A 21,613-nucleotide genomic window follows, 5' to 3' on the forward strand; every position below is an offset into this window, starting at 1 on the left:
AATGGTCGAATCCGACACCATCCTGATCCTCGCCATCATCGCGGCCTACCTGGCCGGGACGCTACTCATCGGCTATCTCGCCTGGCGGGTCCTCGAATCGGACGTCGGTGACCTGTTCACCGCCTCGCGAAGTCTGGGGCTCGTGGCCACGGCGATGGGGATTTTCGGGACTCAGGTAACTGCCTTCGGGATGATGGGGGCCCCGGGAGCCGCCTACGGACTCGGGTACTCCGCGTACGGGTATATCGTCGGAATGGCCCAGTTCATGGCCGCTGCGGCCTTCTTCGTGATCGGTTACCGCGTGTGGCTGCTCGCCGAAGCGTTCGATCACGTCACGCCGGTGCACTTCTTCGGGGACCGATTCGAGTCCTACATGCCGCGTTTTGTCATCTCGATCGCCCAGATCATCTACGAGATCCAGTACATCGTGATCGGCGGCATCGGGGCCGGGATCATCTTCGAAGTCGTGACCGACGGGTTCATTCCCTACTGGCTCGGCGCGTTGATCATCCTGTTCATCACGACCTGGGTGGCTTACGCCGGCGGGCAGCGGGGGAGCGCCTGGACGAACATCTTCCAGGGGGCGCTCATGCTCGCCGTGCTGGTCCCGATGATGTACATCGTCTACAACGCACTCGGTGGTGGGCAGGCCATCCTCGACCAGCTCTCCCCACAGATGATCTCGCTCGGCGGTGCGGCGGTCCAGGACCCCAAGGTCTGGATCCCGTTCAGCCTGATCGCGACGGGGATGTCAAACGGCGTCATCGCCCACGTGCTGGTCAAGAACATGTCCGCGGACAGCCCGCAGACGATCAAGCGCAACACCTACATCTACCCCGTGCTGGTCGGCGTCCTCTTCTTCATGACCATCTCGCTTGGGGTCTGGGGCAGTATCGCACTCCCCGGGCTGGAGGGCAATGCGGTCGACCGGATCCTGCCGGCGCTGGCGGAGATGTACGCCCCGACCTGGATGGTCGGCCTGATCGCCGCGGGGATCTTCGCCGCGATCATGACCTCCTGGGACGGCATGCTGCTGGCGACCTCCTCGATGTTCTCCGATGACATCATCAAGCCGATCGCCAAGATGCAGGGCTATGAGCTCTCCACGCAGTGGGAGAACCGCTTCAGCAAGTTCTTCATCCTGGTGGTGGCCGTGGTCACCTACCTGCTCGTGCTCGCCCGTCCGGACACGATCCTGGCGGTCGGCGTGTTCGCGTTCACCGGCTTTGCGACGCTGGTGCCATCCTACTTCGCCGCCCTCTACTGGAAGCGGACGACGAGCACGGGTGTGGTGGCTTCCGTCGTGATCACGACCCCGGTCGTCGCGCTCTGGGCCTTCGAGGTCCTCCCGGCCTGGACGACCTTCGGCTTCCACTACTCCGCGCCGTCGCTGCTGCTCGCGAGTGTGCTCGTGGTCGTCGTCTCACTGCTGAGTAGTCCGCCTTCGAAGGAGATCGTCGAGCAGAACTTCGAGGTCTTCGATCGGGTCTTCTACGACTAAAATTCGCTTCTTCTACTCTCAGGCCATCGTTTTCGCCCCGGCGTAGGGGCACTCGGCCAGAATCTCACAGTCCGCACAGGAGAGCAGAAACTCCGCCTGCTCGATGTCGGGGCCGACGCCGATGGTGAACGTCAGGGTCTTTCGCGGTTCGGTGTAGGTCCCCTGGAGCGTACAGTCGATCTCTTCGGTCGGGAGGGCCTCGAAGACGTACTCGCGGCGCTCCAGCGGCCAGCCGTCGTCTTTCGTGCCCGGGGCGTACACCCGAGTCGTGTTCCAGCCCCGCTCGTCGGTCTCGGCCCGGATCGCTTCGAGCATCGCCTCCCTGGCGTCCTGGAGTGCGGCGTTTTCCAGTGCGTCCCAGAGGAGCGCGTCGAACCGGGAGAGCTCGTTCGTCGCCGCGGGATCCTCCCCGAGGGTCAACACGCCGGTTGCGAGGTGACTGGCGGAAACGAGTTCCGCCGGCGGGTCGTATCGCTCGATCACCGATTCCTGGGTCGGCTCGATCAGGTACAGCCCTCGCGGGTCGATCGAGGCGACGACCTCCTCGCTCAACGTCTCGATTCGCGTTCGAGTGGCGGCGCCCGATTTCGCGGCGAGCCACTGGGCGAAGGGCGGCTGGGTTTCGAGCTGTTCGAGGTCGAGTTCGACGGAGATGTCCCGCACCACGACGGGCTCGCCGATTGACATACGCCACATACGGGACCGAACTGATAAAAAGGGTTCTCCCGGTTCGAAACGGCGCTATCGGTTCTTCGGCGCGTCCATCATCGCCTTGACGTTCTCGGGCTTTGCCTCGTCGAGGCCCACGCCCGGGGAGAGGACGAACCGGTTTCGGCCCATCCGCTCGATCAGGTCCTGGCTGTACTCGGTGACCGCTTCGGGCTCCCTGGTGTTCAGGAGTCCCGTCGAGACGTCGCCCGCGATGGTGACGTACTCGGGGAGGGTCTCCCGCACCAGTTCGAGGTCCGTGTCCTGGAAGTGCCAGATCATCTCGCCCTCGGGGAGGTCACTGATCGTCTCCAGCCGGGACGTGTAGCGGCCTTCGGCGAACAGCCAGGGCACGAGATCCGCCTCGGTCAGCGCCTCGATCACCTGGCGGAGCTGTGGCCAGTAGAACGTCTCGAACTCCTCGCCGGACATGAACCCGTCCGCGCCCTTGTGCAGCGGGATGAAGACGAAGGGGTTGTTGTTCACGTGCGCGGAGGTGATCCCCATCTCGATGGCGATGGGCACAAGCCGGTCGACAGCCTCCAGAAGCGTCTCCGGTCGGCGTTTGAGGTCCATCATGATCGCGTGGGTTCCCCGTACCATGTCACCGAGCATGTCGTAGGGCGCGAGGGTGATCCCGCCGACGGACTGGGGGTAGCCCGCGCCGACGATCTCCTCGACGGTCCCGCCGATGAGCTGTTGCCACCGCATCGCTTCCTCGCCAGCGTCGAGGAGGTTCTGCAGCGTTTCTCGCATGGGCGGCATGCCGAAGGGCAGCAGGTAGGGATGAACCCCGGCGATCCCGGCGGTCAGATTCGAGAACTGCGGGAAGTGAGCCATGCCGTCCAACTCGCCGAAGACCTCGGGCAGGTACTGTCGGATGAAGAAGTCACTCGGATCCGTGAAGAAGTCCTCGTAGTCCTCGACGCCCATGTACTCCCGCTCGCGCGCCTGGTAGACTGTCTCCGGCGAGGAGCCGTCCCCCGGCCAGTCAAAGCCCTGGTAATCGACGATCTCCAGGGCCGTCGCTGATGGGATCAGCGAGGCGGCCCAGGGAAACAGGTCCGGCTCCAGGTCGTCGACGAACGTCAGGAGCGAGTCCTGCAATTTCTCGCCCTCGTACATCGCCTCCTCGGGCGTGTACCCGGCGTGGAAGACCGGGTAGAACGTCGAGAGCAGGTTGACCGGGACCCGGTCCGGATCCGCGCCGCGGAGCGCATCGACCATGCGCTTCGCTCGCCGCTGATAGTCCGCCTTCGCGTCCTCGTCGGCAAAGTCGATTCCATCGCCACGCTGCCACGTCTCCAGGGTCGGCCCTGCCGGCTCGTCGCTCATTGTGCGGCCTCCACCGTCTTGAGCCACTCCTTGGCCAGGCGAACTCCGCTGGGAGCGTCAGTTTCGTAGCCATCCGCACGAACGTAGTTTCGCACGTCGTCTGTGATCTGCCCGCCACCGATCATGATCTTGGTGCCGTCACGAAGTCCGTCCTCGTTGAACGCTTCGACCAGGCCAGCCGCTTCGAGGGCCTCGACGGTCTCTTTCATGGAGTCGAAAGCGGCGGTGAGAAAGCCACTGAGCGCGATGATATCGGGGTCGTTCTCCTCGACGGCCTCGACGAACGTCTCGATCGGCACGTCGACGCCGAGATCGATGACCTCGAAGCCGTTGAGGTCGAACATGAAGAAGACCAGGTCCTTGCCGATGTCGTGGATGTCGTCCTTGACGGTGCCAAGCACGATGGTCCCGAGCTTTTCACCGTCTTCCATCTCCATCTCGTCGACGAGCAGATCGGAGATCTGATCGATGATGTCCCCGGCGTACATCAGGTCCGGGATGAAATACTCCTCCTCGTCGTATCGGTCCCCGACGATGGCCATCCCCTTCTTCAGATCATCGAGAACGGCCATCGGAGCCTCGCCAGCATCTAACCGCTCCTTGGCCATTTCGATCGCTCGTTCCTCCTCGAGGTCCGCCAGTGCCTGTACGAATTCGTCTGACATCAGTAATCCAGGTGAAACATTCACCTGCATTAGATTTATAGTTTTGGGGAGTTGAGCGGCTCAGGCTCCCGAGAACGGCAGTTACACTTGGACAAACACAATTGCACCGAACTGGCACAGCGGCCGACACCCGTCACCGGCACATCCCGAAAGCTCGACCGCAAAAAGGAACGTCGGTTCTTACCGGTTTTTCGGCGCGTCGATCATCGCCTTGACGTTCGCCGGTTCGGCCTCGTCGAGAGCGACCCCCGGGGCGAGGATGAACCCGTCCGGGCCCACGTCATCGATGAGTTCCTCACAGTACTCCGTGACCTCCTCCGGCGTCTGTGTGTTCAGCAGGGAGCTGTGGACGTTGCCGGCGATGGCCACTTGATCGCCGAGTGTCTCTTTGGCCTGGACCATGTCGGTCTGGTCGAACTGCCAGACGATATTGCCCTCTGGCTGGTCGGCGATCACGTCGAGCCGGGAGTTGTAGCCGCCCTCGGCGAACAGCCACGGGACCAGCCCCGCGTCGAGGAGTCCCTCCATGACTTCCCGGAGCGGGCCCCAGTAGAACTCCTCGAACTCCTCGGCGGACATGAACCCGTCGGCACCTTTGTGCAGGGGCATGAAGACAAGCGGGTTGCCCGCGCCCTGGGCCGACCGAATGCCCATGTCGATCATCTTCGGGATGAGCGATTCGGTCGCTTCGAGCAGTTCGTCCGGGTTTCGCTTGAGGTCCATGGACGCGCCGTGGGTGCCACGGAGGGTGTCCGCGATCACGTCGTAGGGAGCTTTCGAGAAGCCACCGAACGACCGGGGGTAGCCCTGCTCGATCAGTCCCACCGCCGAGCCTTCGACGGCCTCGTGCCACCGGAGCGCCTCTTCGCCGGCCTCCATCAGGGTCTCCAGTGACTCCTGGACCTCCGGAAGTCCGAAGGACAGCGCCATCAGGTGGATGTTCGGAATCTCCACGAGGTCGGTGAACTTCGGTAGCTGGCGGAACCCCTCCAGCTCGCCGACGATCTCCGGGATGTACTCCCGGAGCCAGAAGTCAGTCGGGTCCTGGACGAAGTGCTCGTACTGGTCCGGCCCCATGTAGTCGTCTTCCAGCGCCTGGTACCCCGTCGTGGGCGAGGCGCCGTCGCCCGGCCAGGCGTAGAGCTTGTAATCGAGCATGTCGAGCATCTTCGCCGAGGGCAGCAGGGTCGCGGTGGTCTGCTGGCCGTCCGGTTCGAGGTCCGTGATCGTCTGCTCGAAGGCGTCACCCAGCGCTTCCGCGTCGTTCATCGCGGTCTCGGGGGTGATACCGGCGTGGAAGACGGGGTAGAAAGTCGCGCTCAGCACGGTCGGGATCTGATCGGGCGTCCCGCCGCGAATCGCGGTTGCGATTCGGCCGGCCCGCTCCTGATAGGCCTCGCGTGCTTTTTCGTCCACGAAGTCGATGCCAACGCCCTGTTCCCAGTTCTCGAGGGATACGTCCATTTCGTCTGTCATGTGTTAGTTGTGTTGGGTGTTCCGTCGTTCGGTCGGTGGCCAATCGCCGGGGGTGACCGGGCGATTGGATCCGTTCTCCCAATCAGATGTTCGATTGAAACGTACTTATAATTTTGTAGTGATCTCACAACGCATCCTCGGCCCCACGGGTGGCCTCGACGCGGTCTTTGACCCAGGGATACCGATCGTAGTCCCGGTGTGGGAGATACATCGACTGGGCGAAGGCGTCGTGGAAGCCGTCCCAGGCTGCCAGTTCGACGTAGGAGACTTCCTCGACGATCCGCTCGGCTTCGGTCTTTGCATCGTCGTTGAGCAGTGCGTACATCGCGCCGTATCCCGCCGCGTTGCCCAGGAACTCCACGTCCCCGGCCCCGACCTCGGGGTACAGGCCCAGCAGCTTCGCGGACTCCGGATCGATGTAGTTCCCGAACCCGCCGGCCATGATCAGCTTGTCGACTGTCTCGATCTCGGCCGCCTCGAGCAGGACCGAGATGCCGGTCTGGATCGCGGCCTTCGCGTTCTGGATGTCCCGAATGTCCCCCTGGGTGACCACGATGGCCTCCTCGATGTCCGCCTCGTCGGTGCCGAAGAGGACGAACTCTCGACTCCCGTCCTCGGTGTCCCGGACCCGGCCGTGTCCCTCCTCGGGGTCGACCAGTCGTCCGCGGCGATTGATCGCCCCGACGAGGAATAGCTGGGCGACGATGTCGATGATCCCCGAGCCACAGATCCCGATCGGGGTCCCGTCATCGATGATATCGAGTTCGGGCTCCCAGGTATCGGGATCCAGCGTGACCGCCTGGATGGCCCCCGGTTTCGCTCGCACGCCGTGGGCGATCTCGGCCCCTTCGAGTGCCGGGCCCGCCGGTGCGGACGCCACGTAGGTCTCCTCCGGCCCCGAGACGGCGATCTCGCCGTTGGTCCCGATGTCGATCACGATGGCAGTCTCGTCGCTGTCGAGCACGTCGGAGACCAAAAGGTCCGCGACGAAGTCCGGCCCGACCCAGCCACCGATGATGGGCAGCCAGGACACCATTGCCCCGGGGTTCGTTTCGAGGTCGAGTTCCCGGGCTTTCGTCTGGAGGATGGCCTGGTTGGCCGGGACGTACGGATTGGCCGCGACCGGGCCCGCGTCGATGCCCAGGAAGAGGTGATGCATCGCCGTGTTGCCCACGAAGACCGCCTCGTAGATCTCGTCCTGTTCGATCCCCGCCTCGGCGACGACCTCCTCGATGCTGTCGTTGATCCCGCCGATGATCTCGTCCTGGAGTTCGGTTTTTCCTTCCGGCGATCGCGTGCTGTGTTGCACCCGGCTGATGATATCGCCGCCGTGGCTGCTCTGGGGGTTGAGCTTGGAGCTAACGGCGACCACCTCCCCGGTCCGCAGGTCCAGGAGGTAGATCGCCAGCGTGGTCGTCCCGATATCGATCGCGAGGCCGTACGCGGGCCCGACTCGCCCGGGGTCGATCCCCAGCACCTCGGACTCCTGGAAGACCGTCGCGGTCGCCCGCAGGTCGCCGTCGTCGGTCTCCCCCTCGCGGATCGCCGTCGGGAGTGTCGTCAGCGCGAGCCGGTCGATCACTTCGGCTTCGACCCCGTATTCCGATTCGAGGGCCCCAAGCACTCGCTCGCGGTCCGGGAGCGTATCCTCCAGGGTCGGGGCCGGGAATTCGAGCTGATAGCGGCGGATCGCCGGCGCGTGCTCGAAGTCGATCTCCCGCCCTTCGGTCATCACGATCTCCCCCTCGCTGCGCGAGGATGCGGGCACGAACACCGAGACGTCCTCGGTCACCTCGGCCCGACACCCCAGCCGATAGCCGGCCTCGAGCTGGTCGGCGTCGAGGAGGTTTCGCTCGTCGTCATCGACTGGCGAGACGGCATCCGGGTCTTCGACCTGGACCATGCAGGTGCCACAGAGCCCGTTGCCGCCACAGAGTGCCTCGATACCGACGTTCCCTCGTTCCGCCGCGTCCAGAATCGTCTCGCCGGCCGCGGCCTCAACATCGACGTCCCAGGGGCCAAACGAGACCGTTAGATCACGCTCCATCAGCATCCGTTTGGGCGAAACCGCTAATAGGTTTTGTGATGGTTTTACTAGACGGACAATACTGTCGACCACCGGCATGGCTGCCAACCGTTATCTTCCCGGGGCTCGAGCATCCGGTATGCAACCGGTCACGTACCAGCCGATCGGCGTCGTCGAGTCGCCGTTCGAGGCCCCCGAAGACGTGCCCCGTCCCGGGGCCGAACAGGTCGAGGCCTCCGGACGCATCCTTCTGGATGAGTCGTACGAACCCGGACTTCAGGGCCTCGCTGCGTTCTCTCACATCGTGGTGCTCGCCCACCTCCACGAGGTGACTGACACGCGACTCACGGTCCGCCCGATGGGTGGTGATCCGGTGGGTATCTTCGCGACGTCGGGCCCGCCGCGACCGAATCCCATCGGCCAGTCGGTCCTCCGGCTGGACGGGATCGAGGGGACCCGGCTCTCTGTCTCGAACCTCGATCTGATCGACGGGACGCCGGTGCTCGACATCAAGCCTTACGCCCCGAAAGGCCCCGGAATCGACGAGATCGAGATCGGCTGGATGGCCGATCTCTGATTGAGCGTCGAACTTTGCGTGACCTGCCCAACACTGTAATAACGTCCGTCCCGAACCAGCATCTATTCACCCGATGCGCGGCTATCGGGGGCTATGGCCGAAGAACCAACGGAAGCGGCGGTCGAGGCGGCGGTCGATGAGGTTACGCACCCGGAGATCGACGCGACACTGACCCAGCTCGGGATGATCAACGGGATCGAGATGGAGGGGGAGACGGCGACGGTGACTCTCGCGCTCCCGATGCTCAACATCCCCGACCAGGTCAAGAACATTCTGGTGGGACGGCTTCGCGAGGCCGTCGAGGGGGTCGGTGCGGAGTTCGAGTCCGAAATCGCCGTAATGACCGACGCGCAGCGCGAGCAGTTCTTCCAGCTGGAGCAGCAGAACTGGTCCGGCGGCATCGACGGCGTCGACGGGCCCGAGGGCGAAGCCGACGCCGATGACGATACCGCCGACCCGCCGTTTTGAACGGCCGGCCGACCATCAAGGTAATAGGCACTAATCACGTTTCTCAGGATGAACATGAACGCGGATCCACACGGTGGCGACGGGGCGGACGAGGCCCGACTCCGCGCCGACGGCGGCTCGAAGATGCCGGGTGTCCCGAGCGGCGAGGCGGAGAGCCAGTCCGAACCAGACTCGAAATCGGCGTCGAGTTCGGGCGCCCAGATGCCGGGGGTTCCAGACAGCAAGGGCCCGGAACCGGCCGCCAAGGCAAACGAGGGCAACACCTGTGGGGCGCCAACCGAGGACGCCGAGGACGACGTGACCCACGGTCTCACGACGGCCTTTACGCTCAACGCGCTCGCCAGCACCGCCGATCCAGCAGCGGTCGTCGACGACGCCCGGAACTGGTCGGACTGGGTTGGGGTCGTCGGGACGGTCGACTCGCCGACGATGAACACTTTCCTCCGGCGCAACGGCGTCGACATCGACTTCTTCAACGGGGCCAACGGACCGGCCGAGCGTCTGGCACGGGTCGCCCAGTCCGGCTCGACCTTCCACTCCGATCGACTGGTGCTCGTTGGGGTGCCCGGCGAGGAGGGCTTTGCCCCCGAGGATGGCTGGGAGTTCGAACCGCTGGAACCGACCGCCGAAGAGGCCGGCTGGGAGCTGCAGTAGCTCGCACACGTCTCGACAGGGCGTACTGCAGCCCTGAAGACGAGTTCCAGATTCGCGACCGGCGGCCAGGTTCTGTTTGGGTAACCCAAAATCGGGTTCATTCGGGCCTCGTGGTCGCACTGGTTTGTGGGCAACCTGGTGACCGACGGTGCCCAGTAACTGACGCATTTTCAACTGGTTTTGCAGATTAAAACGATCGCCTTACTAACTGTTCCTGCTGCCCCTACGTCAGTGGGTTTGGTCGCGCCGTCGGGGCGGGCCGAGAGACAATTTCTTTACGTGCGGACTTCCATGGTTTTAGTATGTCCAAACCCATCCCGCCCCGGTCGGCCGATCCGGAATCGGGCTATCGGGTCCCCGATCGGACCCCGCCCGAAGAGCCGACGAACCCGGTGCAGTCCGCCAGTCGGACGATGGAGCTGATCGAGGTACTCAAGGAGTCCGGTGGAGCCACGATCGGCGAGATCGCGACGGAACTGGATGTTTCGAAGGGGACCGCCTCGAACTACGTGAGCACGCTTCGGGAGGAGGGGTTCGTGACGAAACTGGAGACCGGCGAGTTCGATATCGGGCTCCGGGTGCTTGACGTCTGTAACAAGTCCATCCGCGAGCGAGAGCTGTTTACCGAAGGGAAACCCAAGATCGACGCCCTCGCCGAGGAGTTCGAGGGCGTCTTCACCGTAATGGTCCCCGAACACGGCTATGGCTACTGTCTGTACTCCCGGACGACCTCGGATCTCATCTCGAAGAACCGGCTCGCCCAGGGGACCCGGCGATACCTCCACTGTAACGGCCCCGGACTCTCGATTCTCTCGGGTATGGAAACCGAAACCGTCGAGGACATCGTCGACCGGTACGGGCTGCTCTCCTGTGATACCGGCTGTGAGTTCGATTGCCCGCTCGCGAAGTACGCCCGCGAGCTCCCGGTCGAACGGGAGAGCCTCTACGATCGACTGGCGGCCATCGACGAGCAGGGATTTGCCGTAACCGACCACGGACAGATCGCCTGTCTCGGGGTGCCGATCTTCGGTAGCGGCGATACCGTTGTGGGATCGGTCGGCGTGCTGGCCCCGCGACGGACGATTTACACGGAGCAGGCGGCCGATCCCGAACTCATCTCGGCCATGAAGGACGCGGCGACGGCCATCGGGATCAATATAGTGTAACCGTCACACAAGCGAACCGCCCGCTTCCCACCGTTTCGGATAACCAAACGTGGAAAACAGCCGTTTCAGGGCTGGAGAGTTGTGGTAACGAGTACCAACCGTTGGCGCGGTGTTGGGTGGATACTGAAAATGCTTACAAGATTCTTGGAACTCGTCGTGGATCTATGTGCCCGTAGTGGTATGGCCCTAGTGTAGACTCACAATGCCGGAAGACGACCCAGGAGATCCCGATGGGGCTCCGCTCTCGGAGATCGCCGACTCGGAGCAGGAGTTCGATCAGGAACTCGGGAAAGCAATGGGTGAAGCCGCGAAGAAACTGCGCACCGGTGAGATGACTGAAGCGGAGTTCTACGAGCAATTTCACGACCAGGTCGTCGAGGAGTTCGGATTCGACGATCGGCCGGTCGAGCCGGACGAAGACTAATCATGTCGAAATCAACATCCGAAACCGAAAACACGCAGGGCGGGCTGACCCGACGGACCTTGCTCAAGACGTCGGCGGCAGGCGCCCTCGCAGCTGGTATCGGTGGGACAGCCGTACAAACGAGTGGCGCAGCGACCGACGAGCAGTCCGAGAACACGGCCTACGGGAACTGCTGGCAGTGTCACAAGCTGTGTGGCATGGAGGTCACCCTCGAGGAGAACGGCGAGGGCTCGGAAGTCGCGACTGAAGTACACGGTATCGATGGCCACCCGCGCGGGAGCGCGGGCGAGGGCACCAAGGGAACACTCTGTCCCAAGGGACTCTCCCAGGTCGAGAAGGCCTACTCGCCCAAACGCATCAAGGAGCCGTACGTCCGCAAGGACGGCGAACTCACGGCCGTGAGCTGGGACGAGGCCTTCGAGTACGCCGCGGACAAACTCGAGACGTTCAAGGAAGAACACGGGGCCGAGAGCCTGGTCGAGTTCCACGGCTGGGGCACGGCTGGGACCTTCAGCACGCTCTTCGGGAACCTCTATGGCTGTCCGAACACAGTGCCACACCCCACCCCGACCTGTTTCGGGTCGATGGCGGTCACGGGCACGCTGATGGGCCTGGGCGGTGGCAACATCCGCTGGATCGACTACGAGAACACCGAGTACGTTCTGGTCTGGGGGCGAGACGTCCTGGAGACCTTCGCCGGCCAGTGGGAGGCCAAGCAGCTGCTGCGGGCCAGAGAGCGTGGCGCGACGATCGTCACGATCGACCCCGTGTACACCGAGACCGCGAAGAAGTCCGACAAGTGGCTCCCGATCAAGCCTCGGACCGACGGCGCGCTGGCCCTGGCGATGGCCAACGTCATCATCGAGGAGGAACTCTACGACGCCGAGTTCGTCGAGAACTACACCCACGGCTTCGACGCGTACAAGGAGGCCGTCGAGGGCAAGACCCCCGAATGGGCCGCAGAGAAGACTGGCCTCGACGCCGAGGTCATCCGCGAGGTCGCCCTGGGCTTCGGCCGCGCCGCGCCGAATGCGGGAATCACCTCCTGGACGGGGCTCGGACAGAGCGCCGATCACCAGAAGGGCGCACAGAACCTCGTTGCGCTCACCGGGCTGGTGGGCAACATCGACCGGCCCGGCGGCCAGCGCTGGTTCGGCAGCGCGGGGCTCTCGGACCCGTTCGAGGTCGGCTGTGAGGCCGAACTGCCGAACAACGCCGAGGGCAACCAGTGTTACCTGACCGATCCGGAGGCTGGCTACGCTTCCCTGACGAAAAAGCCGGTCCAGAACAACGTCCCCGAGATGGTCGACAACGGGGACGTCAACGGGATGGTCTACTACTACCGGAACCCCGTCACGGACGGCGCGACCCAGGAGTGGCTCGGCACCGACGAGACGGAGGGAGCCCTCGACAAGATGGACCTCGTCATCGGCATCGACGCCTTCTGGAGTGAAACCACCAAGAAGGCCGACGTCGTCTTCCCCGAGTCCTCACAGCTGGAGAAGCCGATGCTCGGCTCCGGCGGGTACGGTGCCTACAACACCGAAGCGTGGGTCACCGGCTCGAAGGCGGCGATCGAGCCCCAGTGGAACACCAAGCCTGGCTTCGACATCATCCAGGGGCTCGGTCGCGCGATGGGGTATGACGATTACTTCGTCTGGGACTCCAAAGAAGCGTACATCAACGATCAGCTCTCCGGGCTCGATCTCACCCTCGATGATCTCGAGGACGAGGACACCTACGTCCTCACCGGCGAATTCGGCTACGAGAAGTGGAAACAGGGCGGATTCGCCAACGGGAAAGACCAGTTCATGTTCGATCTCGACCAGCTGATCGCCAAACCCTACGAGAAACTCAGCGAGCAGGTCGGGACCGAGATCGAGACCGGCCCGCAGTGGGTGCCGCCGGGAACGATCGGCGACGAACTCAGCGAGGAGTACCCCCTGGAGATGCTCGACGCCCGCACGGTCGAGTTCTCCCACGGCGGGGACCAGGCCCTCACCAAGCCGCTCGAACAGCTGGCCGAGTCCTACGACCACGAACACGCCGACTACCGCGGGAACTACCTCGTGATGCACACCGAGGACGCCGCCGCGCGAGACATCGAGGACGGTGACATGGTCACGATCAGCTCCGATCACGGCGAGGCGGAACTGATGGCCTTCGTCACCGAGGGTATTCGGCCGGGAGCCGTCAGCGTCGAGCCCTACGGGTTCGGCCGCGGCTCGATCCAGCCGGACGAGGACGGAGCGAACAACATGATACTGAACAGTCCAGACCAGATCGATCCGATCTCCGGCGAAATCGACAGGCACATCGCTATCTCGGTCACCAAATCCGGAGGTGAGAACTGATGGGTGAGCAGTGGGGCTTTTACTTCGATCCCAACTCCTGTATGGGCTGTAACGCCTGTGCGATCGCCTGCAAGAACCGGCACGGCACCGAGGCCGGCCACGTCGACTGGCGACGGGTCGAGACCGTCTCGACCGGCGAGTTCCCCGACTACCAGGAGACCAACGTTTCGCTCTCCTGCATGCACTGTGAGGACCCGCCGTGTGTTGATGTCTGTCCGACCAACGCCATCGAGAAGCGCGAGAGTGACGGCATCGTCACCATCGATCGGGACGAGTGTATCGGCTGTCGGTACTGTGGCTGGGCCTGTCCGTACGGCGCGCCCCAGTACGGCGAGGAGGGCCTGATGCAGAAGTGCAACCTCTGTCTCGACAAAGGTCCGGGTGCCGGTGCGGACGCCGAGTCCAAGAACACACAGGAGGACCCGCTCGAACCCGCCTGTGTCGATGAGTGTGTGGGCGAGGCGCTTCACGCCGGCCCGATCGGCGAACTGATGGACCTCGCTTCCGAGGCGGCCGCCCGGAAGTTCGAACAGAACCCGACATCGGTCATCGTCGAACCGCAGACTGGCGAGGAGGGCCAGGCCGCGGCGAACGTCGAGACACCGATTCCGTACCAGGGGTAAAACGATGCTCGCAGCTGAAAGTGGCGTCATCTGGGTGCCCCGCGTTCACTGGGGGTTGTTCATCGCCACCTACCTCTTCCTCGGGGGTGTGAGCGGTGGCTCCTACGTGACCTCGGTCTCGGCACAGTTGATCCGGGGCCGGGCGAGTAGTGACGTCGAATGGCAGTCTCGTGACGAGACCTCTCGCTGGGGGAGCCTGCTGTCCGTCGTGGCTATCGGTGTGGGGACCGGCGCGCTGCTCTATCACCTCGGTGCGCCGTTGCGGGCGTTGACCTTCGCCTGGAACTTCACGAACTACGGTTCCTGGCTCGTGATCGGGACCTGGCTCATCGTCATCTTCTCGACGCTGGCCACCCTGGACCTCGTCTGGAACTTCTTCGGGAGCGAGAAGCAGGGCCGGACCTCGGGAAGCTTCTTCGTCCGACGGATCCTCGGCTGGATCGCCATCGGCGGCGAACCGGTGGTTCTGAACCTCTTGGATCGGTTCTCGGACATCACGAAGCCGCCCCAGAAACTTCACACCGCGATCCGGGTGTTCGGGGCGTTCCTCGGTATGGGGGTCATCGTCTACACGTCGATGCTGCTCTCCGATCTCTGGACCTGCCCGCTCTGGAACCGGACCTACCTGCCGCCACTCTTCCTGATGAGTGGGATCTCGACCGGGCTCGCGGCCACGGTGGCCATGCCCGCGATCTTCGACGGCCTGACCGAGACCGTTCACCAGTACAGTCTGGCGGACGACGCACTGATCGTCGTCGAACTGGGGATCCTGCTGGCCTTCTACAACTTCCTGCAGGGCCGGACGGGCTGTATGGCGAGCCAGGCGACGGTGGACTCGTTGAACTCGGTGTTCTCCATGCCCTTCTGGGTCGGTGTCGTGGGCCTGGGACTGCTCACGCCCCTGGCGATGTCACTGGTGATGACGGGCGCCTCGGCGCTCTTCGATCTCGACGAGCGGAGCCACACCTGGCATCAGATCTTCCGGGCGGGGTATGTCCTCAAGTATAGCCTGGTGCTCGTCGGCGGCTTTTTCCTCCGCTATGTCATCATCTTCGCGGCGGTGAAACTCCCGCTGACGGTCGCCTAAAATCGACTACTCGCGTTTCCTCGATTCTCTTTTACTCCGAAAGGAAAGTTCCGGCCCGATCCCACTCGGTCTCCTCACAGTCGGTCTCCAGGTCGGTGCCGGTCACCGCCTCGATGTTCTTGCGACACTTCTCGACTTTGAAGTCCACGTAATCGAACATGTGCTCGGCGATCACGGCCGGATCTTCGGCGGTGTACCCGGATTTGAGGTACTCGCCGTCGTACAGGCCCGTCTCGTGGACGAGGTTGTGGGTCTCCAGCGTATCAATGTACCGATAGGCCGTCGAGAGCGAGCAGTCCATCCGCTCGGCGATCGTCTCGACGGAGAGTGGCTCCTCGGCGGTCAGGAGAGTCTCGTAGGTCTTGCGCTCCCGATGATTGAGGCCGTAGAAGGATTCGAAGACCTCCTCGGGGGAAACACTCGAGTAGACCATCTCCTTGATCGTTTGTGCCATGGATGTGTCGGGGGGGGGGGAAGTGGCGGCCTGTGTGCCGAACAGGGACCACTACATTCGAATGGAGGTTGGAACTGAGCCCGCAAAAGGGTTCCTGACTCTCGCTATTTGGCCGGTTTTCCCCGGCCGACCGTCGATCGAGCCCGCGGTTGGGGCCGTGTCCCCGCCCCACTTGGTGGGCCCCACTTGGGGGGTCCAAAACGGTTAAGCCGACTCGTCCACTACGAACAGGTATGTCCCGGAAACAGAAGCATGGTGGCTCGACGACCGAACGGCCCGCTGACACGGGCGGTCGGGGGCGCGGCCGCGGTGGCGAACGACGCGGACGGGGAGACCGTTCGCGGCGACGGAACGACCGTGGCCAGTACGTCGAACAGATGACCGAGTCAGAAATTCTCGCCCTGCTCGATCGGATCCCGGGGCCGGTGATCGCGACGACGGACGTCGCCGAGCACTTCGACAGCACCACCGAGGGGGCCCGGCGCAAACTCAACGACCTGTGTGATGCGGGTGTCCTCGACCGTCGCAAAGTCGGCGGCACCCGGGTGTACTGGCGCGCCGGGCCGGAGGATGAGCCCTAAACCGATGTCCCGAACTGACCAGCCGGACCCAGTTGCGGACCTGCCCAACCGGAACGCCGGGCGATACCTCCGGAGCATCCTGGCCGCCGTTTCGGGCCCGGACGAGGAGGTCCGCCCCTCCCACATCGCCGATCGACTCGGTGTGACGCCGGCGAGCGTAACCGAGATGACCCGTCGACTGGCCGCAGACGGCTACGTCGACCACGAACCCTACGGCGGGATCTCGCTCACACGAAAAGGGGCGTTGATGGCCCGACACCTCCAGTGGCGACAGTGTGTGTTCACCCAGTTCTTCGAGGAGTCCCTCGACGTTTCGATCCCCGAGACGGCCAGTTACGAGGCGAGTTTCGCCCTCCCGGCCGCAGTGATCGACGAGGCCCGGGCCTACGTGGGCATCGACTGTGAGGACCGCTGTGACGAACGCATCTGGGAGACGCCCTGTGAGAACGTTCCCGGGCAGGCCATCGAAGGCTCCGGCCCGGCCGAGACGGCCGGCCAGTCCTGATCGCGTCGCCGGTCTCTCCGATCTGTTTCGGCATTTGTCGAACTCTTTCCGTGGTCGTGAAACTGTCGTTCGTCTTCGAACACGCCGGCCCGACTTACCAGACGAGTTACTGCTCTGTATCGCGCTCGCTCGCTCGGCGTTTCGACCGCTCGCACGCTCGGTCTGTCGGGCCCACCGCACCAGGTTTCGGTGCCTGGGCTGAGTCACGCCGTCCACAGGTTCCGGTGTGTCCTGGCGCGGTTTTCTCGGGCCGGGAGCCAGTCCGGGCCAGGGCCTGATTCATGTCGTTCTCGACCCGACGGGCCGTCTTCTTTCGAATGTCCACCCCGAGTTTCGGCCGGTGTGTTCGCACACACTGCTCGGTCGTGTCATAATGTAACTATGTGGCCTGGGGGGAAGTCGTGATAGCGCTCCCGAGACAGTCCTGACTTTTTTCGGATCACGTCTCAATACTTCGAGCATTCGAATTCGAACGTGAGTATTTCTCTTTCACGAGTTATCCTGTTTTTCTCTAATCCCCCATTTGTATTCTGGTAGGTTGGGCGGGTCAGTCCGGATTCGGTCGGGGTTGCCCCGTGATGCGGTGTCCCTGGCTCCTGGCAGCAGCCGCCTCCAGGCGTCTCGACGGCTTTAACGGCATTGCTGGGAAAATAGACTCTCTCGAAACGGCCTCGACGATCGTCGAATCATAGGCGTCTCATAGATCGTGCCGCCGTTCGACCCGGTTCCCGACTTTCACCTGGTGAGGCTGTGCCTGCGAGCAATTCGGTACCGTTCAGAGTGACTTGATCGTCGGAATCAGGTCGTCGCGGGAGGATTCGGCGACCTCACGGACGTGATCGAGTTCGTCCGCCGTGAACGGCACGTCTACGAACTCGGTTTCGAGGGGCACGCTCTCGGAGCGCTCCCCGCGAAGCCGCAGGGTGCCCTCGTCCATGTCCGTGAGCAAGACGGTGTCCGCGGCGTCCTCGACGCGACCGATCTGGTCCTCGTAGGCCGAGGAACTGACGGTGAACAGGGTGGTCACGTCCTCGCGGCCGGCGGTCTCGACGAACGCGTCGAGGATCGACTCGCGGTAGGTATCCGAGAAGAGCAGGAGGTTGAGCGCCGTCCCGAAGAGGAGCGTTCCGGGGCCCGAATCCGCGGTCTGCTCGAGGGCTCGCTCGATCGTCGCCTTCCACACGTCGGCTGCGAGCAGGTTCCCCCGGATCACGCCCGCTGCGGTGGTCTCGATCGCCTCGACGTCCGGCTCCATTTCGGGGTCGAAGGAGACGAACGTGACCCCCTCGTCGATGGTCTCCCGGTCGGTGTCATAGAGCAGGTCCATCGTCTCGTAGACGAACTCGGCATCGGAGTTCGTCAGGAGGAAGACGACTTCGCCGCCGGCCGCGAGCCAGGCGTCGACGATCGCGAAGCCGATCAGCGGTTTGCCAGAGCCCCCGGGCCCCGAGATGACCGTCGAGGTCTGGGTCGGGATCCCTTCGGGAGCCACCGCGCTGAACCACTCGGCGTCGGGCGCGAACGTGTCGGTCGGCATCGTCTCTAATACAGCGATCTCCGGCTTTCAGTGTTTCTGCAGGCCGTTCGCGTTCCCACGGCTCTCACCAGTCCGTAATTATTCGAGTTGCAGTCCCGGCAGGTCAGTGGCCCGGGGATCGAGGACGGCCCACTTGTGCAGCCCGACGTCGTGCAGCTGGGCTTCCGAGTGCCCGGCCTCGATTTCGGTGTGGAGCCGGTCGATGTCGGCCACGCTGGCCCCGCCGACCAGATCGACTCCGGCCTCGAAGAGCGGGGCCGGCGTGAACGACGCGCTCGCGCCCACGATCACGACGGTCTGGTCGGGTCGCGCGGCGTCCAGATAGTTCCCGAGTCCGCCGTAGACCAGCGTCGAGCCAGTGACGAAGAGCACCGCCGATTCGGGGACGATCTCGCTCGCGCTCTCGGGCGCGTGCATTTCGACCTCGATGTCCGCTGGGAGATCCTCGGGCAGGTCCATCGCGTCGGGATCGCGCTCGAAGACGTCCACGTGGCCCGCATCGAGGTGGTAGAGCACGGGGGCGAACAGCCCGACCATCGCCACCCGTTCAGTCGCGGGGTCGAGGCTGCGGAAGGGGTCCAGCCCCGGGCGAACGTCCGCCGGGGCGTCGAGGGCGTTGAGCGCGGCGACCCCGAGCGCGCGCTCGCGTGGATCCGAACTCTCGATGCCCTGTTTTGCGACGGCGCGTGCCGACTCGCCGGCGACCTCGGGGATGGTGCCTTCGGGGAGCATCGCGACGCCGGCCCGGTCGTCGTCGAGGACGACCATGGTGAGTTCGTCGCCAGTCGCGACGCCCGTGATAGGTGGGGCGTCCTGGATGGTGTCGAGGCGCGCGCGGAGGATGGATCGAGCGCGGGCGGAAGGCATGGGCCGACATATCGGGTGGAAAGTGAAGTATGGCTCGCTTGGCGGGGTGGAAGTGGGTGGTTTGTGGGTTCGATTGGGTGTCGGACGTGTTGGCGGGGCTACTTGTGTGGGGTTGGTTGCCGATGGCATTGACGAGGGCGACAGTAGGGGACGGGGCCCAGGCACGACGCTCTGGATCATCCTCGGGGGCGGAATCCTGGTGGTGCTCCTCGCCTACTGGTGGATGCGACAATAACTCACGACTGACCGGCGAAACCGGTCCGATCGAGCGGTCTATTTTTTCGCGCCACGCGACCGGGTTGCCTCCGACAGAAACATTATGGTGCTCGCTGCCCAACAATTTCCTGGTGAGTTACTAATGGCACGAATCATCACGATGCGGTATTCCGACGAAGGTCGACTCCCCGACGCAACCCAGGAACAACTCGAAGAGCTCCAGGCCAACGTCGTCGAGACGGTATCGAACTACGACGACGTCGAGTTCAAGGGCACCTTCGCCAACGGCGAGGGCATGGGCATCTGCGAGTGGGAGGCCCCCGACGTCGCGACCGTCGAGCAGATCTACGAGGAGTCCGGCGCGGCCGAGATGGCCCCGAGCGACGAGATCATCGAAGTGCAGCAGGTTCTCCCGCTCGAATAAGCCCGAGACGACCGGTCGGTTCCCAGTTTTCCCCGTTTTTTCACCCCCGTTCGAGCCGCCCGACCGTATCCGGGCAATTACCTCCAGGCATTTTCTTCACCTACTTCATTCGTAGAGTTTATGCCAGGGGCACCGTTTCCTCCCAGTGATGACCGACGACGAGACGGGCCTGTACACCCGCGCGATCCACGCCGGGCAGGCCCCCGACGAGGCGACCCACTCGCGAGCGCCACCGATCTATCAGACGACCTCCTACACCTTCGAGGACAGTGCGGATGCCGCCGCCCAATTCGCGCTGGAGAAGCCCGGCTATGTCTACTCCCGGCTGGGCAACCCCACCGTCGAGAGCCTCCAGGAGCGACTGGCCAGCCTGGAAGGCGGCGTGGGTGCGGTCGCGACCGGCTCCGGCATGGCCGCGCTGGATCTGGTCACCTTCCTGCTGGCTCAGGCCGGTGACAACATCGTCGCCGCCTCCGCGCTCTACGGCGGGACCCACACCTATCTGAACCACACCGCGAGCCGACGGGGGATCGAGACCCGGTTTGTCGACACCCTCTCGCCGGCCGAGTACCGCGAGGCCATCGACGAGCACACCGCCTACGTCCTCATCGAGACCATCGGCAACCCGGCGCTGGTGACCCCGGACATCGAGCAGATCGCGGACATCGCCCACGAGAACGACACGCCGCTGCTCGTGGACAACACCTTCGCGACCCCGTACCTCGCGAACCCCATCGAGTACGGCGCGGACCTGGTCTGGAACTCGACCACCAAGTGGCTCCACGGGGCCGGTTCGACCGTCGGCGGCGTGATCGTCGACGGTGGCTCGTTCCCCTGGGCCGAGCACGCCGAGAAGTACCCCGAAATCGGCGGGGAGAACCCCGCCTACCACGGTGTGAACTTCGCCGAACGCTTCGGCGACGCGGCCTTCACCAACGCCGCCATCGCCCGCGGGCTGCGGGACCTGGGGAACCAGCAGGCGCCCTTCGACGCCTGGGTCACCCTCCAGAAGTTGGAGACCTTCCCGCTGCGGATGGCCCGGCACTGCGAGAATGCGGCCATCGTCGCGGAGTACCTCGATGATCACCCGGCCGTCCAGTGGATCAACTACCCGGGGCTGGAGACCCACGAGACGGCCGAAAACGCGGATCGCTACCTCGATGGCGGGTACGGCGGGATGATCACCTTCGGCGTCGACGGGGGCTATGACGCCGCCCAGCGGGCGACCGAATCGACCGAACTCGCGAGCCTCCTCGCGAACGTCGGGGACGCCAAGACGCTGATCATCCACCCGGCCTCGACCACCCACCAGCAGCTTTCGGAGTCGGAACTGGCCGCCGCGGGGGTGAAACCAGATATGATCCGGCTCTCGGTTGGGCTGGAGGACCCCGCAGACATCATCGCGGATCTAGATCAGGCGATCGAGGCGGCCACCCGGTAGTCGGCAATTCGATCCTACTGGGGATCGACCTGCACCGTCCAGGACGTCCCGGCGCCGTCGGCCGCGATCTCCCACTGGTCCTCCTCGACGACGCCGCTCGCGGCGGCCTCGTGCAGCACTGCCGTGAGTGCCGCCTCGAGTGTCTCCTCGTCCGTCGGCTTGACGACCCGGGCGTGCTGATCGGGCTCGGTGACGAACGTCTCGATAACACCCTCGAACTGCTCCGCGCCGGTCGTGTACTCCTCGGCGAAAAGGCGAAGGCGCTGGCCCGTGCTCGGGGCGGAGTCGAGTTCGATTTCGACCTGTTCGACGTCCGGGTCCTGCAGTCGGCTTACCTCCTCGCGTTCGGCCCGCTCGATTGCGTCCCGAAGGTCGGCCGGCGCGTTCCCGGACTGGGTCTGGGCGGTGGTGACCCAGTCCGTTTCGAGGACGTCGAGGTTCTCGTCGAGATACCGTCTGGCGACGACAGTGGGTTCGGCTCGGTGCATTGGTTTGGTCTACATGACCGCGGTGTCGGCCTTCAA

22 protein-coding genes are annotated in these 21,613 nt (G+C 64.1%); 13 read left to right on the plus strand and 9 right to left on the minus strand.

Annotation, left to right across the window (positions count from 1 at the left end; all coding sequences use genetic code 11):
* Nucleotide 1: 1 nt before the first annotated feature.
* Complete coding sequence (locus RH831_RS04945) at nt 2-1,501, plus strand: sodium:solute symporter family protein (RefSeq protein WP_310553145.1); 1,500 nt, start codon at nt 2-4, stop codon at nt 1,499-1,501.
* An 18-nt stretch (nt 1,502-1,519) separates the two neighbouring features.
* On the opposite strand, the gene RH831_RS04950 is transcribed toward RH831_RS04945, so the two are convergent.
* The 5 genes from RH831_RS04950 to RH831_RS04970 form a co-directional block, all read right to left on the minus strand.
* Entirely contained in the window at nt 1,520-2,188 is a 669-nt protein-coding gene (locus RH831_RS04950; protein WP_310553146.1) for a hypothetical protein, read from the minus strand.
* Nucleotides 2,189-2,242: 54 nt separating this feature from the next.
* Nucleotides 2,243-3,544 (minus strand): uroporphyrinogen decarboxylase family protein, encoded by a 1,302-nt coding sequence (locus RH831_RS04955; protein ID WP_310553147.1) that lies wholly within the window; start codon nt 3,542-3,544, stop codon nt 2,243-2,245.
* On the minus strand, nt 3,541-4,209 hold the full coding sequence (locus tag RH831_RS04960; RefSeq protein ID WP_310553148.1) for a cobalamin-dependent protein: 669 nt from the start codon (nt 4,207-4,209) through the stop codon (nt 3,541-3,543). Before RH831_RS04960 ends, RH831_RS04955 begins: the two co-directional genes overlap by 4 nt.
* A gap of 180 nt (nt 4,210-4,389) precedes the next feature.
* The gene (locus RH831_RS04965; protein WP_310553149.1) at nt 4,390-5,673 is read right to left on the minus strand and encodes a uroporphyrinogen decarboxylase family protein; all 1,284 of its coding nucleotides are present in this window, start codon (nt 5,671-5,673) and stop codon (nt 4,390-4,392) included.
* Between the two features lie 136 nt (nt 5,674-5,809).
* On the minus strand, nt 5,810-7,732 hold the full coding sequence (locus tag RH831_RS04970) for an ASKHA domain-containing protein (RefSeq protein WP_310553150.1): 1,923 nt from the start codon (nt 7,730-7,732) through the stop codon (nt 5,810-5,812).
* Nucleotides 7,733-7,850: 118 nt separating this feature from the next.
* On the opposite strand from RH831_RS04970, the gene tsaA reads away from it, so the two are divergent.
* The 8 genes from tsaA (at nt 7,851) to nrfD (ending at nt 15,064) form a co-directional block, all read left to right on the plus strand.
* On the plus strand, nt 7,851-8,288 hold the full coding sequence (tsaA, locus tag RH831_RS04975) for a tRNA (N6-threonylcarbamoyladenosine(37)-N6)-methyltransferase TrmO (protein WP_310553151.1): 438 nt from the start codon (nt 7,851-7,853) through the stop codon (nt 8,286-8,288).
* A 93-nt stretch (nt 8,289-8,381) separates the two neighbouring features.
* Nucleotides 8,382-8,756 (plus strand): iron-sulfur cluster assembly protein, encoded by a 375-nt coding sequence (locus RH831_RS04980; protein ID WP_310553152.1) that lies wholly within the window; start codon nt 8,382-8,384, stop codon nt 8,754-8,756.
* Nucleotides 8,757-8,810: 54 nt separating this feature from the next.
* Complete coding sequence (locus RH831_RS04985; RefSeq protein WP_310553153.1) at nt 8,811-9,410, plus strand: hypothetical protein; 600 nt, start codon at nt 8,811-8,813, stop codon at nt 9,408-9,410.
* A 302-nt stretch (nt 9,411-9,712) separates the two neighbouring features.
* Complete coding sequence (locus tag RH831_RS04990) at nt 9,713-10,576, plus strand: helix-turn-helix domain-containing protein (protein WP_310553154.1); 864 nt, start codon at nt 9,713-9,715, stop codon at nt 10,574-10,576.
* A 202-nt stretch (nt 10,577-10,778) separates the two neighbouring features.
* Complete coding sequence (locus RH831_RS04995; protein ID WP_310553155.1) at nt 10,779-11,000, plus strand: 4Fe-4S ferredoxin N-terminal domain-containing protein; 222 nt, start codon at nt 10,779-10,781, stop codon at nt 10,998-11,000.
* A gap of 2 nt (nt 11,001-11,002) precedes the next feature.
* Nucleotides 11,003-13,354, plus strand: a complete 2,352-nt coding sequence (locus RH831_RS05000) for a molybdopterin-dependent oxidoreductase (protein WP_310553156.1) — start codon at nt 11,003-11,005, stop codon at nt 13,352-13,354.
* On the plus strand, nt 13,354-13,977 hold the full coding sequence (locus tag RH831_RS05005; RefSeq protein ID WP_310553157.1) for a 4Fe-4S dicluster domain-containing protein: 624 nt from the start codon (nt 13,354-13,356) through the stop codon (nt 13,975-13,977). Before RH831_RS05000 ends, RH831_RS05005 begins: the two co-directional genes overlap by 1 nt.
* Nucleotides 13,978-13,981: 4 nt before the next feature.
* Complete coding sequence (gene nrfD / locus RH831_RS05010) at nt 13,982-15,064, plus strand: NrfD/PsrC family molybdoenzyme membrane anchor subunit (protein ID WP_071933391.1); 1,083 nt, start codon at nt 13,982-13,984, stop codon at nt 15,062-15,064.
* Between the two features lie 31 nt (nt 15,065-15,095).
* Here nrfD and RH831_RS05015 read toward each other — a convergent pair whose 3' ends face one another.
* Complete coding sequence (locus RH831_RS05015) at nt 15,096-15,518, minus strand: HTH domain-containing protein (protein WP_070365528.1); 423 nt, start codon at nt 15,516-15,518, stop codon at nt 15,096-15,098.
* A 233-nt stretch (nt 15,519-15,751) separates the two neighbouring features.
* Here RH831_RS05015 and RH831_RS05020 point away from each other — a divergent pair, with 233 nt between their 5' ends.
* A complete protein-coding gene (locus tag RH831_RS05020; protein ID WP_310553158.1) occupies nt 15,752-16,099 on the plus strand; it encodes a hypothetical protein in 348 nt (115 codons plus the stop codon).
* 4 nt (nt 16,100-16,103) lie between these two features.
* On the plus strand, nt 16,104-16,604 hold the full coding sequence (locus RH831_RS05025; RefSeq protein ID WP_310553159.1) for a metal-dependent transcriptional regulator: 501 nt from the start codon (nt 16,104-16,106) through the stop codon (nt 16,602-16,604).
* Between the two features lie 775 nt (nt 16,605-17,379).
* Here RH831_RS05025 and RH831_RS05030 read toward each other — a convergent pair.
* Nucleotides 17,380-18,141: a hypothetical protein gene (locus tag RH831_RS05030; RefSeq protein ID WP_310553160.1), complete on the minus strand. Its 762-nt coding sequence runs from the start codon at nt 18,139-18,141 to the stop codon at nt 17,380-17,382.
* A gap of 78 nt (nt 18,142-18,219) precedes the next feature.
* Entirely contained in the window at nt 18,220-19,008 is a 789-nt protein-coding gene (locus RH831_RS05035) for a Rossmann-like domain-containing protein (protein WP_310553161.1), read from the minus strand.
* Between the two features lie 358 nt (nt 19,009-19,366).
* Here RH831_RS05035 and RH831_RS05040 point away from each other — a divergent pair, with 358 nt between their 5' ends.
* Both RH831_RS05040 and RH831_RS05045 read left to right on the plus strand, forming a co-directional pair.
* Nucleotides 19,367-19,648, plus strand: coding sequence for a hypothetical protein (locus tag RH831_RS05040; protein ID WP_310553162.1), 282 nt, complete (start codon nt 19,367-19,369; stop codon nt 19,646-19,648).
* Nucleotides 19,649-19,796: 148 nt separating this feature from the next.
* Nucleotides 19,797-21,089 (plus strand): O-acetylhomoserine aminocarboxypropyltransferase/cysteine synthase family protein, encoded by a 1,293-nt coding sequence (locus tag RH831_RS05045; protein WP_310553163.1) that lies wholly within the window; start codon nt 19,797-19,799, stop codon nt 21,087-21,089.
* A 14-nt stretch (nt 21,090-21,103) separates the two neighbouring features.
* Here RH831_RS05045 and RH831_RS05050 read toward each other — a convergent pair whose 3' ends face one another.
* On the minus strand, nt 21,104-21,577 hold the full coding sequence (locus RH831_RS05050) for a hypothetical protein (protein ID WP_310553164.1): 474 nt from the start codon (nt 21,575-21,577) through the stop codon (nt 21,104-21,106).
* Nucleotides 21,578-21,613: the final 36 nt, after the last annotated feature.

The organism is Halodesulfurarchaeum sp. HSR-GB (assembly GCF_031432215.1).
Lineage (GTDB): Archaea > Halobacteriota > Halobacteria > Halobacteriales > Halobacteriaceae > Halodesulfurarchaeum.